General features: G+C 40.8%; 18 protein-coding genes and 1 riboswitch. Of the genes, 11 read left to right on the forward strand and 7 right to left on the reverse strand.

The genetic code is table 11. The features are described 5' to 3' along the window. From NT010_00980 to NT010_01005, 6 genes are all read left to right on the forward strand, one after another. Positions 1–1258 (forward strand): RHS repeat-associated core domain-containing protein (locus NT010_00980; GenBank protein ID MCX5804627.1); only part of this gene is annotated, 1258 nt, incomplete at its 5' end. A 36-nt stretch (positions 1259–1294) separates the two neighbouring features. Beyond that, a complete protein-coding gene (locus NT010_00985) occupies positions 1295–1666 on the forward strand; it encodes a hypothetical protein (protein MCX5804628.1) in 372 nt (123 codons plus the stop codon). A 134-nt stretch (positions 1667–1800) separates the two neighbouring features. After that, a complete protein-coding gene (locus tag NT010_00990; protein MCX5804629.1) occupies positions 1801–2052 on the forward strand; it encodes a hypothetical protein in 252 nt (83 codons plus the stop codon). A 67-nt stretch (positions 2053–2119) separates the two neighbouring features. Then, positions 2120–2437 carry a hypothetical protein gene (locus NT010_00995; GenBank protein MCX5804630.1) on the forward strand — a complete coding sequence of 106 codons (318 nt, stop codon included), beginning with the start codon at positions 2120–2122 and terminating at the stop codon, positions 2435–2437. Between the two features lie 173 nt (positions 2438–2610). Continuing rightward, entirely contained in the window at positions 2611–2841 is a 231-nt protein-coding gene (locus tag NT010_01000) for a DUF433 domain-containing protein (protein MCX5804631.1), read from the forward strand. After that, positions 2838–3209 carry a DUF5615 family PIN-like protein gene (locus tag NT010_01005; protein MCX5804632.1) on the forward strand — a complete coding sequence of 124 codons (372 nt, stop codon included), beginning with the start codon at positions 2838–2840 and terminating at the stop codon, positions 3207–3209. The genes NT010_01000 and NT010_01005 overlap by 4 nt, the downstream gene beginning before the upstream one ends. Positions 3210–3276: 67 nt before the next feature. Here NT010_01005 and htpG read toward each other — a convergent pair whose 3' ends face one another. After that, positions 3277–5190: a molecular chaperone HtpG gene (gene htpG / locus NT010_01010; GenBank protein MCX5804633.1), complete on the reverse strand. Its 1914-nt coding sequence runs from the start codon at positions 5188–5190 to the stop codon at positions 3277–3279. A 138-nt stretch (positions 5191–5328) separates the two neighbouring features. Then, entirely contained in the window at positions 5329–7470 is a 2142-nt protein-coding gene (locus NT010_01015; GenBank protein ID MCX5804634.1) for a PAS domain S-box protein, read from the reverse strand. 375 nt (positions 7471–7845) lie between these two features. Here NT010_01015 and NT010_01020 point away from each other — a divergent pair, with 375 nt between their 5' ends. Next, the gene (locus NT010_01020) at positions 7846–8871 is read left to right on the forward strand and encodes a potassium channel protein (protein ID MCX5804635.1); all 1026 of its coding nucleotides are present in this window, start codon (positions 7846–7848) and stop codon (positions 8869–8871) included. 72 nt (positions 8872–8943) lie between these two features. Here NT010_01020 and NT010_01025 read toward each other — a convergent pair whose 3' ends face one another. From NT010_01025 to NT010_01035, 3 genes are all read right to left on the reverse strand, one after another. Continuing rightward, positions 8944–10470 carry a radical SAM protein gene (locus NT010_01025; protein MCX5804636.1) on the reverse strand — a complete coding sequence of 509 codons (1527 nt, stop codon included), beginning with the start codon at positions 10468–10470 and terminating at the stop codon, positions 8944–8946. 213 nt (positions 10471–10683) lie between these two features. Beyond that, entirely contained in the window at positions 10684–11166 is a 483-nt protein-coding gene (locus NT010_01030) for a ferritin family protein (protein ID MCX5804637.1), read from the reverse strand. Positions 11167–11250: 84 nt separating this feature from the next. After that, the gene (locus NT010_01035; GenBank protein MCX5804638.1) at positions 11251–11571 is read right to left on the reverse strand and encodes a hypothetical protein; all 321 of its coding nucleotides are present in this window, start codon (positions 11569–11571) and stop codon (positions 11251–11253) included. A 383-nt stretch (positions 11572–11954) separates the two neighbouring features. Further along, positions 11955–12013: riboswitch (cyclic di-GMP riboswitch) on the forward strand. 72 nt (positions 12014–12085) lie between these two features. Between NT010_01035 and NT010_01040 the strand changes: the two genes are divergently transcribed. The 4 genes from NT010_01040 (at position 12086) to NT010_01055 (ending at position 14548) form a co-directional block, all read left to right on the forward strand. Beyond that, positions 12086–12367 carry a hypothetical protein gene (locus NT010_01040; GenBank protein ID MCX5804639.1) on the forward strand — a complete coding sequence of 94 codons (282 nt, stop codon included), beginning with the start codon at positions 12086–12088 and terminating at the stop codon, positions 12365–12367. Positions 12368–12446: 79 nt separating this feature from the next. After that, complete coding sequence (locus NT010_01045; GenBank protein ID MCX5804640.1) at positions 12447–12767, forward strand: phage holin family protein; 321 nt, start codon at positions 12447–12449, stop codon at positions 12765–12767. Between the two features lie 163 nt (positions 12768–12930). Then, positions 12931–13842, forward strand: coding sequence for a hypothetical protein (locus NT010_01050; protein ID MCX5804641.1), 912 nt, complete (start codon positions 12931–12933; stop codon positions 13840–13842). 76 nt (positions 13843–13918) lie between these two features. Next, positions 13919–14548, forward strand: coding sequence for an EF-hand domain-containing protein (locus NT010_01055; protein ID MCX5804642.1), 630 nt, complete (start codon positions 13919–13921; stop codon positions 14546–14548). A gap of 60 nt (positions 14549–14608) precedes the next feature. Here NT010_01055 and NT010_01060 read toward each other — a convergent pair whose 3' ends face one another. Together NT010_01060 and hcp are read right to left on the reverse strand one after the other, a co-directional pair. After that, entirely contained in the window at positions 14609–15373 is a 765-nt protein-coding gene (locus NT010_01060) for a 4Fe-4S binding protein (GenBank protein MCX5804643.1), read from the reverse strand. A 93-nt stretch (positions 15374–15466) separates the two neighbouring features. Further along, on the reverse strand, positions 15467–17095 hold the full coding sequence (hcp, locus tag NT010_01065) for a hydroxylamine reductase (GenBank protein ID MCX5804644.1): 1629 nt from the start codon (positions 17093–17095) through the stop codon (positions 15467–15469). Positions 17096–17403 lie beyond the last annotated feature (308 nt).

The following is a 17403-nucleotide window of genomic DNA, read 5'->3' on the forward strand; positions in this document are numbered from 1 at the left end:
GTACAGGAAGACCCAGGGAACAACCGTAACGGATATTACCTACGATGCCTTAAACCGCCTTACACAGGTAAACAAGACGGGTATCGACACACAATCCTACACCTATGATCATGAAGGCCGCAGGATCAGCAAGACCGTCGGCACATCAACAACTAACTTCCTCTATAACGGCCCCGACATTATCGCAGAATACACGAACTGGACAACCGCTGCCGCTCAGTATACCCACGGCCCTAATACGGATGATCCGATCATAAGAACAGCAGGGACAGAAAGACGGTACTACCATCAGGATGGGTTAGGAAGTGTGGTAGCCATGTCTAATCAAACCGGAACAATAACCGTCACCCAGCGCTTTGATGCCTGGGGGAATAAGATCGATAGCAGTGGAACAATCCCGCAATACGGCTACACCGGAAGGGAACCGGATGAGACGGGACTTGTTTACTACCGGGCAAGGTATTATGATCCGACCATAGGAAGATTCACACAGAGAGATCCGATAGGTATGAATGCTGGAATTAATCCATATGCATATGTAAATGCCAACCCGGTAAACTTTACCGATCCGATGGGGCTGATGGCTTTCAACAACAGCCAGACGAAGGTAATTGTTCAGAATACGAGCTACTACAACACTACTTCTGACATAAGTCTGGGCCAGGGGATGAATGCGAACCAATCAAGCACAGTCGTCAACATGGCCGCCGACGTGGGCACCTTTGTTGGCCAGCAACTTGGAGATGCTGGATTTACGCGCAGTCAATACCTGCAAGCGGCAGCCAACTTGGAGCCAACGGACAGACTCAACAGGACCTTATTAAAAGTGGCTTTGCGGGAAGAAACCCCGATCCTTGTGCGTGAGCCCCTGGAGTTCATACGCCCTAGTGTAGACGCCAAACCGGGATCATTTAATTCGGCAAACGTTACCAATCCAACCGCAAACATGTGGGGCAGCATCTTTAAGTACTCAGGAACGGCGCTATTGCTGGCATCGGTAGCATATGACGTATACCAGGTTGCAAAATCTTCGGACCCGTTTAAAGCACTGGCAGAATCAAGCGTCGGCGTTCTTGGCAGTCTTGCGGGAGGCTCTTTTGGGGCTGCTTTCGGGAGCGTTGCACCTGTGGTTGGCACAATAGCAGGAGGCGTTGCCGGAGCTGCTGCTGGCGGTTATACAGGTAGAATACTTGGGGGTGCCATCTACAATTACACAAGTGGAATAGGTAGCACCATTTACGACTACCTTCATCACTGACCCGATACGTTTGGGAGAATCAAGGAGGTTCGAGTAATGCTTAAATGCTTTACAGATCTATTTCGCCGAACAGAGAGGATGAAACAAGCTAAGATCACTGTTTTGGACTCAGGATTTGCAGTAGAGTATGGAGAAGAAGTTATACGTGTTGATTTTGAGAAGATATTCAAAATCATTGCTTTTAAGCGCGATCTCCTGACAACTGACATAGTGTGCTTCGCGATAGAGGTGCGCGAGCAAGATACCTCTAACATAATCGAAATAAACGAGGAGATAGCTGGTTTCGACACCTTGGACGAAAGACTGTCTCAGATACCTGGGTTCATGTCAAATTGGCGAGAGTTTGTGATAAAACCACCTTTCGCCCGACAGGAAACGGTGATTTTTGAGAAAGAACAAAGGGGTTAGCCACTGACACAGGAGGAACAAAGTGAAACAAAAGGGGTCAGCCACTGACACAGGACAAACAGAGGAGAACATAAGGACGGAATACGGGATGACCTTCAATATTTAATTAGTAGGATAAAAGAAGATCAGGAGCAATGAAAATATTTCAGGCTGAGATGAATTCCCCTGCACTTTCATGCAGGATGAACCGATATGATGGATTGTGCGAAGACAAGGTGTCGCCGCCCGGAGGTGTACCCCTGCGGTACATTGAGGACAGTGCGGTGCCGCAGTCGACGAAACAAGACGCAAAATACCAATCGGCGGGGCACAGATGCATCCAGCCGTTAACAGGAAACACTCAAAAGTTGATTATGAGCCAACCAGTTGAAAGAGTTACAGATTAAGGAAGGGGATTTTCAGACAAATAAAGAAATCAGAATTAGTGATCACGACAGGAAAAGGAGGCTAATCATGATTCTATGTTTACGTGCACTCATGGTGATAGCGCTGTGCATGTTCTTCACCATGCAGTCCCATGCGGTGTCCCAGGAGCAGATAGACAATGCCCGTTACAAGGGATTGGCCTGGCTCATGACTCACCAGTTAGGAGATGGAAGCTGGCAGGCAGCTCCCGGTTTAGAGGTCCAGTCCACTGCCGCAGCCCTTGACGCGCTTACCAATGCAGGTATCCGTACCGGGTACAGCTTCGGTGCTGCAGTGAGTTGGCTTATGAATGCCGATGCCCCAAGCGTCGATTCCCTGTCCCGGAAGATCATTGCTCTTAAATGACGAATGCGTCTTTCAATTATTCAATTGATATCATAATCTCTCTTCTGTCATTATAACCATTATGCCAAGACAGGCTATACTCGAAAGTCCATCCCCTATATCCACCAAATAGTTCTTGAAATAAAATTCTCATTCGTTTACCATTTCAATGAGTTTCAATAAAGGAGGGTTCCATGACAACGTTAGATCGCATCAGCCAAGAACCGGATGTGATGGGAGGCAAGGCTTGTATCCGCGGAATGCGAATCACCGTCGGCATGATAGTTGGTCAAATCGGCGCAGGCCATTCTATTGAAGAAATACTTGCAGACTATCCCTACCTGGAACGTGAGGATATATTCCAAGCTATACGTTATGCGGCATGGCGCGCAGAAGAACGTGAGATATTGCTTGCCAACGCATGAAGTTACTTGTTGATATGAACCTTTCGCCAAGATGGATTACCTTGTTACAAGATAACGGGTTCGAAGCTCTGCACTGGTCTAATGTGGGTAAGGCTACGGCACATGATACGGAAATTATGTCATGGGCAGCGGCTAATGGGTACGTTGTATTAACTCACGATCTCGATTTCAGTACTATCCTGGCTGCTACTCAGGGCATGGCCCCGAGCGTTGTACAGGTACGTGCCGAAGATGTCAGCCCTGATGTTATCGGGGGTATAATCACCGGCGCTCTCCGTCAGATGAAGGCTGAATTGGATGCAGGTGCATTACTGTCCATTGACGATAAAACTATGCGCCTGCGGATATTGCCATTAATTGGGAAATGACTTATTCCAATTCTAGATCAAGACATTATCATCGTTGGCTTTGTCATCAAATCCTCGACTGTTTGGCCTAACCGCTTTTCTTTTCAGCGTTTTCGATCATCAGTTTTGAAATAGCATGGGCAAAGGCAGTCGGGTCTTTCGGCCTTGAACCCTCCAGCACCAGCGCTTGATCATAGAGGAGTCTTACGTATTCCTGAAGAGTGACGTCTGTTTTATCATTTTCAAAGAGATTGTTTATTGCTGTCAGGACATGATGATCCGGGTTTATTTCAAGCACAGGTTTTCTTTCGGGTATATCCTGTCCCATTGATTTTAATATCTTTTCCATCTGCGGGTCTATATCGCCCTCGTCTGCTACCAGACAACAGGCCGAGTCGGTAAGCCTTCCGGAGACTCTAACGTCTTTAACATCATCCTTCAGGGTATCTTTAATAAAATCAATAAGCTTATCGTATTTCTTTTTTGTTATCTCTTTCTCTTCCTTTTTTGTCTTGTCCAGATCTATGTCACCTTTGACAACAGACTTCAGCATCTTCCCTTTGTACTCAAATGCACTGAAGATGAAATCATCTATATCATCAAGAAATACGAGCACCTCATAGCCCTTTTCTTTGAAGGCTTCAAGATATGGCGATTTAAGTGCCTCATTGGGCGACGCCCCTGTTATGTAGTAAATATCATTCTGGTCTTCCTTCATATCATTTACATAATCCTGAAATGACCTCAATTTGTCTTCCTGATTATTTGTTGATGGAAAAAGAAGCAGATCGGCAATAGCCTCTCTCTTCGCAAAATCATAATGGATGCCCTCTTTTAAAACTCTGCCGAATTCCTTATGGAATAAAAGATAATTATCGTATTCGTCATTTTTCATATCGTTCAGTACATCAAGCACCTTCTTTGTAATATTTGTTTTTATAATCTCAATCTGTCTGTTATTCTGGAGCATCTCTCTGGAAATATTAAGAGGAAGGTCGGAAGAGTCCACCACACCCTTTACGAATCTCAGGTAAGGAGGTATCAATTCTTCACAGTGCTCCATGATTTGCACCCTCTTGACATACAGCATCGGACCTATCTGAAAATCCTTGTAAAGGATGTTAAAGGGCGCCTTCACGGGTATGTAAAGCAATGCGCTGAATTCAGAAGTGCCTTCAGCCCTGTAATGAATCACCTTCGCCGGTTTTGAAGGATCATGGGAAACGTGTTTATAAAATTCGGCATGTTCTTCCTCGGTGACTTCCGATTTGTCCCTTAGCCACAACGCCTTCATAGAATTAAGGGTCTCTTCTTCCTTTACTTTATATTTCTCTCCTTTTTTGAGTTCACTTTCCTTTTCACGCTCCACATCCATAACAATAGGATGGCCGATAAAATCAGAATACCTTTTCACTACACTACGTATCTCCCATTGCTGGAGATATTTCTCTTCTTCTTTTGTCAGGTAAAGGATCACATCCGTGCCTTTCTGTTCTTTTTCGATCTCTTCAACGGTAAATGTACCGTCACCTGTCGACTCCCACCTGACACCTTTGTCGCCCTTCGTCCCCGCCTTTCTTGAGATAACAACAACCTTATCGGCAACCATGAAAGACGAGTAAAAGCCTACGCCGAACTGGCCTATGAGCTCCGGATTGTCCTTTAACTCTTTGTTCTGCAGGGCATTCAGGAATTCTTTTGTACCTGAATGGGCTATTGTTCCAAGAGCCTGGATTATTTCATCCTTTGTCATTCCAATACCATTATCACTCACTATCAACGTTTTGGCTTCTTTGTCAGGGATAATTTTAATCTTCCAGCCACTTTCGCTTTCAAGGATATCACCATCTGTCAGTGATTCATACTGAGCGCGGTCTATTGCATCCGAGGCATTGGAAATAAGCTCACGCAAAAAAACTTCCTTGTGTGAGTAAAGAGAGTGAATCATCAGATCGAGTAATTGCTTTACTTCTGTTTTGAATTCCAATTTTTCAACAGTCATATTTTTTCACCTCATATTTTGTATAAATTTGCCGATTAATAAAAAGCACCGGCTTTTTGTCTTCCATTATTAATTATAAGAGAATTTAAATTTCTAAGCCTGTTTTAAAATAAAATGTAAGACATGTTTCTCTGTAAATCAACTATCCAGAACTTTTCTGAGCTTTTGCGACAGCTGATCAATGCTGAAGGGTTTCTGAATAAAGGAATGACAACCATGTTTTAATATTTTTATCGCTAAATCGTTCATGCTATAACCACTTGACAATATAATCTTTACTTTTGAATTTATTGCCTTCAGGGCATCGGATATCTCCCCGCCGTTCATTTCCGGCATAACAATGTCCAGGATAACAACATCTATAAATGCATTCTGTTTTTTATAAATATCTACAGCCTCCCGTCCGCTCCTTGCAACAATCACTCTATATCCAAGCGTTTCGAGCATCTGCCTGCTTACATCAATTATTATTTCTTCATCATCAATTAGGAGAACTGTTTCGCTTCCATTTAAAATTTGCTGTGCGATAACCTTTTCTTCTACAATGGTCTCTGCTGTTGCCGGTAAAAAGATATTAAATGTAGTACCATACCCTTTACTGCTATATACATTGATAATACCACCGTGACCTCTGACTATGCCGTAAACTGTTGCAAGGCCCAACCCAGTTCCCCGACCCATTTCCTTGGTTGTAAAAAAGGGCTCAAATATGCGTTGCCTTGTTTTTTCGTCCATACCGATGCCTGTATCGGCAATAGTTATCTTTACATAATTCCCGGGTTTTATGGAAAAAGATGCTACAGAATGCTCGTCGATGATTATGTTTTCTGTTTCAAGATATATTGTGCCGCCTCCGGGCATTGCCTGCCACGCATTAACATAAAGATTGATAAATACTTGTTCAATTTGTCCTTGATCAGCTTCCACAACCCAAAGATCTTTGCGAAATTTTTTCTCGATCATAATCTCTTTTCGTGTTCTATTGAACATGACGGAAGTTCTTTCCAGTATTTCGTTTAGTTTAACCGGTTTAATCTCATATCTCCCGCTTCTTGCAAATCCCAACAGTTGTTTCGTAAGCGTTGCACCGCTCTGCACCTGTTGCTCAATACTTTTTAATTTACTATATTCGGGGTGAGAGGGATCTTTATTAAGAAGAATTAGAGATGCACACCCCTGAATACCCATGAGAAGGTTGTTGAAATCATGGGCTATACCACCTGCAAGCGTACCAATGGCTTCCATTTTCTGGGCCTGGTGGAGTTCGGCTTCAAGCCTTTTCCGGTTGTCTATGTCTTCCAGTACTCCTTCACAGTATAATGGCTTGCCCGTCTTATCCCGCACTATTTGAGCATTCATAGATAACCATATTAAATTTCCTTTTTTTTGGCGGATTTGAATTTCCTTATTTCTAACTTCTCCTTTCTCAAGAATATTCCGGGAAAACAAATGAAGTTCTGTCGGGTCCGGATAAAACTGTTCCCAGATGTCTGTAACAATATTCATAAGCTCTTCCTCGGAATCATAACCAAGCACGCGCGCAAATGCAGGGTTTGCGCTTATCAAACTTCCATCGAGCTTAGCCTGGAATATACCTTCCAGGGCGCCTTCGAATATCTTCCTGTATTTTTCTTCTGCATTTCTAAGCGCATCTTCGGCAAGTTTCCGGTCTTCAATATCCCTTATTGTGCATACAAAACAGTCTATATTTTCATCATTATCTTTCATTGGAGAGCTATTCATTAGTACAGGTATGCGCCTGCCATCCCTTGTCTGGAGAAGTGTTTCATAATTTCTTGCTTCACCTTTTTCGATGAGCCTTATCATTCTTACGCCTTCAAGAGAATCAATATATCCAGATCCAAACATCATTCCGATGTTGTTTCCGGAAAGTTCTTTTTCGCTATATCCCAACAGATCGATTGTTCCTTTATTTACTGTTTTTATATTCATATCAGGGTCAATTACAATCAAGGCATCGATCATTGTACTCATGATATTATCTGCATATGCTTTCGAGACGGTCGTTTTTTGAAGCTCTTCAGCCATCATATTGAATGAATTTGTAAGCAGACTCAGTTCATCTTTCGGTTGAACCTTTATCCTGTATGTTAGGTCGCCTTTTCCTATTATTTCTGTCCCATTAATTATCTCCTTAATTGGCTGAGCAAAATATTTAACTGAAAAATAAATGATTATGCCAAAGATTGCCAGAGAAGCTGCTAATGATAATATGAATATAAAAATATTACTGTTTATTTTTTCAAAAAACTGTCTCAAGAGACAACCGGACAAAAAAGACTGTTGAATGGGGTTAATTAAATTAACAGGGACAATATAAAAAATGAGAATATTGATCGCTAAGATTGAACTAATAATATAAAGATATATTTTCCAGAAAAAATGCATCTATTTTTTATCCCAATCAGTAAAAGTCTTTTTTATTTATGTCTTTGTTGCTTTACATTGATACAATAAATGAATAATATTTTCGATATACTTTTCTGAAACAAGCCCTCTCAGTTTTTTTTAGTATTTAAAAGTATTATTGTCGAAAACTGTTTTATTAAACATTATAATACATTTTTTGATACAGTTAATCAATAAATGCGTTTATCATCAATTTTGTTAATGCTATAATAAAGGACTTCTTTTATGAATAATATACCCAAAAAACTTCAGCATATTATCATAGCGATAGTACTTATTATAATTATAGGAACAGTCGGTTTCAAGATAGCAGGCGGTAAAAATACAACCTTTCTTGATGCCCTGTATATGACTGTAATCACAATATCTACGGTAGGATACGGAGATGTAATCGGGCTCGACGACAAACCTCTCGGTAAGTTATTCGCAATTATATTCATATTTTTAGGTGCCGGTACAGTAGCCTACCTCTTAACAGCACTCGCTGCATATATCATAGAAGGCGAACTGAAAAGGGTTTTCAGGAGGAAAAAGATGGATAAAAGGATAGAAAAGATGAAAAACCACTATATAGTATGCGGTATGGGTATGGTGGGGATGTATATTGTGCATGAGCTCTATAATACAAGAAGACATCTGGTTGCAATAGACATGGATGAGACAAGGCTGGATTACTTAAAAATCCATAATATGAATGTTGATATGATTATTGGGGATGCAACGGAAAATGAAGTTCTTGAAAAAGCAATGATTAAAAAAGCTAAGGGACTTTTTGCCGCCTCAACCTCTGATAATGATAATATTGTTATTGTCCTTACAGCAAAACAACTGAACCCGGATTTAACAATTATCTCGCGCTGTACAGATACGAAAAATGTGGACAAGTTAAAAAAGGCCGGCGCCGATACAGTTGTTGCTCTTAATTATATAGGCGGATTGAGAATGGCCTCTGAAATGGTCAGGCCACATGTCACATCTTTTCTCGACAAGATGTTGAGGGACAAAGAATCGCATTTAAGGGTCGAAGAAGTACATATACCGAAACATTCGCCTTATGCAGGGAAATCTTTGGAAGAGATAGACTTCAGGAGCATGGGGAATATACTGCTTATCGCTGTGAGAAAATCCGACGGTGATTGGGTTTATAACCCTCATCCGAAAAGCATTATTGAAAAGGAAATGAGTTTCATTGTATTGGCCACAGTCGAAGAAAGGGAGATTCTTCAGTCCCTTGTATCAGAAGAAGTCTAAATAATAAAAGCTTAATGTTCAACGTCCAGGTTGCAACATTAGGTGATTATTTTTCAGGGCATTTCCGAAGGCTTAATGATTCTTCTGATCCATCATAAAAAAAGGCGCATGATTTGAGGTAAAGAATTGCGGTTGCCTGTGTATAATTGACTGCACTGCAGGATCTCTTTTAAACTCCTTATCGAGAAAATCTCTTACCTGCCTCCTCCCCCATCCTGCAGGATGTCTGAAATCAGTATAGAGCGAAAGGTCTCCTTCATAGAAATCAACAGTGTTAACTTTCCTTGCCTCAGAGCTGTTCACCGGGAGGTTAAATACAGCAAGATTCATAAAATCAATAAAATCACTATGATTAACAACAAAATCAAGGGTATTCCTTGCCTCATCTATCGTTTCAGAAGGAGTTCCAAAAAGTAGATAGATATAAGTGGAAATACCCGCTTCCTTAATCGTTTTAAGAACCTTTGAAGCAGTTTTCACATCACAGCCTTTATTCATAAAGTCAAGTACACGTTGATCCCCCGATTCAAGGCCAAGCTTTAGCATAACACAACCGGAGTTCTTCAGTGCTCTGCAAAAATAAGGATCTGCAAGGTATTCAGCCACTCTTACAAAGCCATACCAGGGAACTCCCGGGGGGCGTTCAACAATTTTTTTCATCATTACCGGACTGATTGCATTATCCGTTAAATGAATCAAAACCGGACCATGCCGGTCAATAAGATAAGATAGGTCATCAATCACCGAATCGGGCCGGATTTGTGAATATCTGTTTCCCTCTGCTTTTTCCGGACAAAAAGTACATTTGCCCCAGTAGCATCCGGTTGATGAGCTGAACGGCAAAATAAATCCGGGAGAAAGATAGTCTTTTACTGGCATAAGGTCATAGGATGGCCGGTAATTACTTTTTTTTGATATTTTCTTGCCGAGAATCTCGAGAAGTGGTATTTCCCCTGGTCCGGAAACACAATGATCCAAAAGACCGCCGAAGGGATTCTTCCACCCCGTGTTTCTCATCCAGGAAGTAATAAGACCGCCGCCTATGATCACTTTTACGCGAGGGAACTCACGTTTCAAAAAACCAATCATAGCAAAAGCAGTCAATGCCTGGCTAAGATAATTGAGTGAAAAACCTGCAGTTGTTATCCCCTCGCCTTTCACAAACTCGGACAAGCGAACTGAAAAATATGGATAAAAGGGACTTTCCTCAGGGTGTTCCGCTACGTATATCAGGTCACTGCTTTTTACCGGAGATAGACCAGCATGATAATAATCAGCAAGACTCAGCCTGCTCCCTGTCCCAGCAGCAGCGGATTCAAGGATTCTGTTTACATCCATTATTGCCCGTTTGTACCTGTCAATATTTCTATAGATATCCCTGTTTTTGAGAGCCTCAAGGTTGCGAGACAGGTGACGGGAAGCGCGTCTTGTCCACGTATCAACAGGTTTCGGGGCATTATTTAATAGATAGTAGATACCTTCAATATTTGCATCAAGTATGTAATGCCTGATATTGGCAGCATGGAGCGCCCCTGAAAGCTTGGCAATGCCTGCAGGGGGTTCGCTGGGCTTAACGATAGGCGGATTTATTAAAATCACTTTTTGTATGCTTCGCTACAATTTATTGAAGATAGACAATTTTTCTTGTAACTCGGTAATATACATATCAATATCGGCCTTTTCATTAACTATGTATGAAGAGCCAGGGGGCTACATAGATTTTTCCCTCTTCGTTGGCAGTTTTTAAATAACAAAGCAGCGGCTGTTTGTTAAAATATCTTATTAATGTTTCCAGTATAATATTTTACCTCGTTATAATTGATATGTTTTTTTCATTTCAGCCAGACTTGCAAAATGTTTCCTCTCTTCTTCAATAATATTGTCTATTGTCACATAATGCCTCTCCGACAGGAATTGCTTTGTCTCCTGATAATACAAAATAGAATCCAACTCACGCTGCATAGCAAAACTAACAGCGGATAGCATATCGTGTACATCGGACAGTTGCTGATTGTTTATATCTTTTGTAAAAACTGCCTTGTTGTCTATGTAGTCACGCAGATATGCAAGATACTCCCCTTGAAAGCTCTCAGGTGGTCTGTACTCCCCTATTTTTGATAGCATGTCCTGAAATATTTTCTTGTGCCCCACTTCTTCATCGGCAAGATGATTGAAAATTTCTCCTGTTCTTTTATCTTCCATCATGAGAGCAGCTTTACGGTAAAATATTTCACCGTCCTCTTCTATCCTTATGGCAAATTGGATAATGTCGCTTGCCTGTAAAAAAATTTCCATTTTTGTTCTCCTTAACTAAAATATTTTAAAACTTTATAATAAGGCTGTGAATATTACCCGTGTCAGTTTCTTTTAACTGTGTCCTCAACTCCTTTGCTTTTGCCATCTCACCGGGAAAGTCTGCGATGGTATTATCGTAATTGAATGTATACCCTTGTTGTCAAATATTAACTGAACCGGGATAACACCGGTACTGACAATATCAAATCCATAAAATGTCTCTGCCTCGTTTTTATCGTCATAAATTTTGGCTGCAATTGTTGCACCGGCAACCTCTGTTGCGTTAGGGTACGAGGAAAGCATTTTAACAGGTATTGCCCGTCTCTGATAGCTCTGACAGGCAGAAAGATAGGTTGCCAAAGTTATAAGCAATAGAATAGATATAAAGCTTTTCATTTTTATCATAACAGCCTTCTATAAATTTGATCGTTCCCTGAACGACGAATACAGAGAATAGTTAAGTTTACCATAAAATACACTTATTGATAAACCCAGTTTTCATGATATTTTAGATTCATCCGGCTTTTCGTATTTTCAATGTTTGAGGGACAACTTTCTCTATTACCTGCAAAGTTTGATCTTCGTGGTTTACCAGAAAATAAGTATTACCGTAAGCAATTGAGTATTGAGATGTTCGTCACGGATAAATCATTGCTACATATAATATAACCACTGGGATACCAGTAATTGTGATAAATGTTTTACACGTTTTATCGTAAATGTCCTACACGAATTGTCACAACTGTCCTACAGACAAAACATCATAAATGTTATACATTGTTACACATGATCGATAAAGCCAAGCCATCCGTGAGGATGGGACGGAAAGCTACAGGCAGTTCCAATTAAATAATTTGTTGAAATATTTGAAAATTTAAAGGATAATTACAGATACCTTATCCTAAAGAGAGGGGCTTTTATGGATGGCATAAGAAATGTTGATGACTTGATCAGGGCAAAAAATTTAACCCCTGAAGAGATGACACAATTTAAGGACTTGATTGAAGAATTTAAGGAACGTGAAAGGAAGATTAAAGAGAACATCAACACTGCCAGATCCAACCTCAATCAGCTTCTAAATACCATTACAACGTTCAGTGAAAAAACATCTGTTTTAGGGAAGGCATTGAACTCATTATTAGAGGAAATTGATATTGCCAAGCTTAAAATGATGTCAAGCGATAAGTTTTATCGTGAATAAAAACATTGTCTCGGGCTTTCGTACAGTTTTGAAGAAGGTAAAATAACAGGGGATGATGCTGTTCCTTAAATGGCTTATAATGGCCGTGTCAATAATCATAAGTTCTTATATTATTCCTGGTGTTAAAATAAATGGTTTTTTTTCAGCTTTATGGGTCGCATTTTTTCTCGGGATTGTCAATGTCCTGATAAGACCGATACTAATATTAATTACCTTACCTATTAATATTTTAACCTTGGGGCTGTTCACATTCGTGATAAATGCACTACTGATTCTATTGGCCTCATCGATTTTAAAAGGGTTTGAGGTTGGCGGCTTCTGGATTGCCGTCTTGTTCAGCATTGTGCTGTCACTCATAAATTATGTGATAGGACACCTGTTGGGAACAAAAACAAAATAGTTTACCCCATTCAAAAAAAAAGTAAAAGGGGGTCTATGAAGTACTTAATTCCGTTTTTCTTTTTATACACCAGCCATGCAGCTATATCATTTAAAAGTGAAATATCAGATACAGCAACCAGACGTAATCGGCCGAGGCTGCCGTTTTGTCAGGTGGTCATTAAATGATTAAGACTGCATACATAGATTATCATGCTCTTGCCTCTTTGGCATCAATACCTTCAGAAACCGGAGAACGGCTTCAGGACTCACAGGCTATGCGTTCTTTGTGGAAAGAGTTCCGCAATGATAGGATAAATTTTGTTACAAGTCAAAAAGACATGGAGATGGACATAATGCTCTCTCTAAACAGGCAGGGTTGTTGCATAACCGACACATTGAGGGCAGGAGATGCGATCGAAGAGTTTGAGAGATCAGGAATGGCAAACAAGGACAGCATAAAGTGCTGGAAGAGAATTCTGCTCTTTTATGAACAGATAGAAACCCTCCCTCAGATTTTTGACAGAGATTCGCTCTTTGATTTTTTAAAGGATGATATATTTTGCTATGGAGATAAAAAAGCGATTCCAGACAATGAAATACAGGCAGTCGATGATATTCTTCGGGAGTGTTCAAACGTCCTGCATCTCTGGTATTCGGAAGACCGATGGAGAGACTTGAAATACATCGACTATCAACTCAATAGGGATATACTCGTTTCTGTCTTGAGTAAATATAATTTAGAGACTGCTTTCGAAGGAAAAAGAGGGGAAAGGAACCGGAACATTTTTGGTCTGTTGAACAGGGTTATAGGTTTGTGCAAAAAAAGTCACTGGAGGCTTCCGGTAGATAAAAATCATGCTGATTTTATTATTAAGACAGTTTTGCAGAAATATAACTTTTCTTCTGGAGAAAGAAACATTGTACATATACATCATTGTACGAGAAGCAGCGTAAGCCTTTTTTTAACAGGCGATTATGATTTAACCAGACGTTTTAATGAAAAAAAACATATTCTACAAAATCATCCTGAATTTTCATCTACAAAACTGCTTATATTGAACCCAATAGATATGGAACTCCAAATAAGGTCTTGACATGCCTGTATCATATATTGGAACATTATATATACGGCCTACAGCGTAATCACAAACTAATAGAGGAGGTATGATTATGAAGAAGGTTTTTATGGTGGTACTTGCATTAATTATCAGCATTGCATTTGTTACAACCGTTTTTGCTCAACCCAAACCTGGAGCAGCTCCGGCAAAAGCTGAAAAGGCTGCACCGGCTCCTGAGAAAGCAGTTGCTGAGAAACCGGGCGCTGAAAAAGCAGCTCCGGAAAAAGCGGCAGAACCGGAAAAACCGAAGCCGAAGCCAAAGCCAAAAGGGGTTTTCATCGGTGATGTTGCTGCCGTTGACACTGCAGCAAAGACAGCCACGGTAGAAAGCAAATACGGCATGAAGGGAGAAAAGGGATCGGTAACCTTTGACCTTAACAATGCTAAATTTAAGGGCTACAAGGCAGCTGGAGATATCCAGGTAGGCGACAAGATTGCTGCCAAATATGTGAAGGACGGCATTGAAGTGAAAAAAATTGCAGGAAAGAAACCGGAAAAAGCAAAAAAGGAAGCAGTAAAACCTAAAAAAAGTTTCAAGGACCTGGATACAAACAAAGACGGTAAGATAACCATTGAAGAACTTGTCATCGTTTTTGTAAATATAACACCTGAACAGTTCAAAGCACTTGATAAAAACGGCGATGGCACGTTAGACGAAAAAGAATTTAAAGCAATGAAGTAAGAAATTAATAACTTAACATTTTACACCCCACCACATGTCTTCTGTGGTGGGGTGTTTTTATTACATCTTTTCTTTTTTAAGGATTTTTCCCCTTGCGCTAATGACAACAACTTCCATAGGAACTTTTTTGCCTGAAAGTTCCATACCCTGATGAACTATCATTGGGAGTTTTGAACAACAAGGTACTTCCATAATGAGAACGGTAACGCTTTTAATGCCTGCATTATTGAATATCTCCGCAAACTTAGCGATATACGCTTCAGTATCATCAAATTTGGGACAACCGATTAGAACTGCTTTACCTTTTAAAAAATCTTTGTGAAAGGCAGGGTATGCTACAGGTGTACAATCTGCAGCCACAAGGATATCTGCATTTTTCAGGAACAGAGCATCAGGAGGAATAAGTCTGATCTGTACCGGCCAGTGCATGAGGGAAGAATCTTCACGTGTAAATAGCGACGGATGGTTGGCTGCTTCACAGGGGGAAGAAAATATCTGCATGTTTGTGGAAGGGCAACCGCAGGGGAGAACGTCTTCTTTAATCGTTTCATGGTCGGATATGTGGTTATGAAAAAGTTCTTTATTTTTTAAATGCTGCTCAACTGCTTCATTATCAAAAGATTCTGCTTCCCTCTCAACTATCTTGAGAGCGCCTTCAGGGCATTCCCCGATACATGCAGCAAGACCATCGCAGTAATTTTCCGATACGAGCACGGCTTTGCCGTTGACAAGCTCTATCGCGCCTTCGGCACAGGCTAAGACACATTGACCGCATCCATTGCAGAGATCTTTATCTATCTCTATTATATTTCTTTTTGTTTTCATTAATTTCCTCCCAAAGCCATTCAAAAACCAGAAAGGTAAGGGGTCAATAATTCCATCAACCCCTTAACCTCTCGGATTATCAATACATTTTCTTTATCCCAGTATTGCTTTCAAATCCTCATCCGGTGTTGCAATAGGTTTGATGTCAAATGTCTTTACCAGTATGTCCAGTACATTCGGAGTGACAAAGGCAGGGAGGGACGGTCCGAGACGGATGTTCCTGATACCGAGGTAGAATAATGTCAGGAGGATTGCCACCGCCTTCTGTTCATACCATGAAAGAATAAATGAGAGAGGCAGGTCGTTTACACCGACATTGAAAGCCTTTGAAAGTGCAACAGCAATTTGTATTGCCGAATACGCGTCATTGCACTGCCCGATGTCGAGAAGCCTCGGTATGCCGCCGATATCGCCCAGGTCTTTATCGAAAAAGCGAAACTTGCCGCAGGCCAGGGTCAGTACTATACAATCCTTCGGGACTTTTTCTACAAACTCTGTGTAGTAGTTCCTGCCGGGTTTTGCCCCATCGCAGCCTGCAACAAGGAAGAAATGGCGTATATTTTTGTTCTTAACAGCCTCTATCACTTGGCCGGCTACACCCATCACGGTATTCCTTGCAAAACCAACCATTACGGACTTACCGTTTGTATCTTCAACAAAGCCTTGCATTGAAAGGGCTTTTTCGATAACATGAGTAAATTTATGGTCAGAAATATGTACGACACCAGGCCATCCTACCAGGCCGGTAGTAAATATATTGCCTGAATATGTATCCAACGGTTTTTGGATACAATTGGTGGTCATCAGGATTGCACCGGGGAATTGGGCAAAATCTTTATGCTGGTTCTGCCATGCAGTACCATAATGTCCGTAAAAATGAGGATACTTTTTAAGCTCAGGGTATCCGTGCGCAGGGAGCATCTCACCGTGGGTATATGCAAAGATGTCTTTTCCCGCAGTCTGCTTCAGGATGTCTTCAAGGTCTTTCAGATCATGGCCGGAAACGAGTATCGCCTTGCCCTTTTTCGCACCGAGGGGGACCTTTGTGGGAACAGGGTGACCATATGTTCCGGTATTTGCTTCATCAAGTATTTCCATGGCTTTTAAATTAATTTCCCCGCACTTGAGTACGAGCGGCAAAAGATCATCCGGAGACAGATTTTCTTCCAGGAGTGTTGAAAGAGCATTGTACGTAAAGGCGTAGATTGCATCGTCTTCCCGGCCAAGGAGCTGTGCATGGTACGCATAAGCAGCAATTCCTTTGAGCCCGAAGAGAAGAATATGTTTTAATGAGCGTATATCTTCATTTTTAGCTGGGTATGATGCTAACCCGAATTGTTCTCCTTGTTTTGTAAGGCCCTCAAGGGTGGCTTCGGGTTTGAATTTTACTTTTGCTTCTGTTGTATCAGTGTTTATTCCCGCTGCTTTAATCTTTTCCTTTAAAGCATCCCTTAATGAAACGGTACTGTGAATGAGTACCGCAAAACGTTCCGGATCAAAATCCACATTAGTCAGAGTTGAAAATAGAGCTTCGAGGGTAAATATATCAGTTTCATGATCAATAACACCAGCCTTTCTTCCCTCGGTTGCATAATAGGAGAGTTCTATAAGCGTATATATGAGAAGATCCTGAAGAGCTGCAACATCGGTCTGTTTACCGCAGACACCTATTTTTGTGCATCCCTCGCCTTTTGCCGTTTGTTCACATTGATAACAAAACATATAAGCCTCCTTTTAGTATTAAGTGCCGGATCTTGATTTTTTGGTTTTTAGGTTAAAAATCAAAACCGAACGCCTATTTCATTATTATAAGCACTATATTACAGATTGTTCTAAGAATCCTTGACTTAGATCAAAAAAGTAAATGTGATAAATTAAAGACAGAAGGATTTTCTATATCTAGAAATTTACTTGACATCATATTTAAACAGAAGGAAAATAAAAAATATAAAGGCGGGAACAATTAAGTTTTCAGATACACAGACGTCTTAATAAATTGGCATAGCCATATATAATCAGGAGGATAAAAA

The sequence above is a fragment of the Pseudomonadota bacterium genome (genome assembly GCA_026388275.1).
Classification (GTDB): domain Bacteria; phylum Desulfobacterota; class Syntrophorhabdia; order Syntrophorhabdales; family Syntrophorhabdaceae; genus JAPLKB01.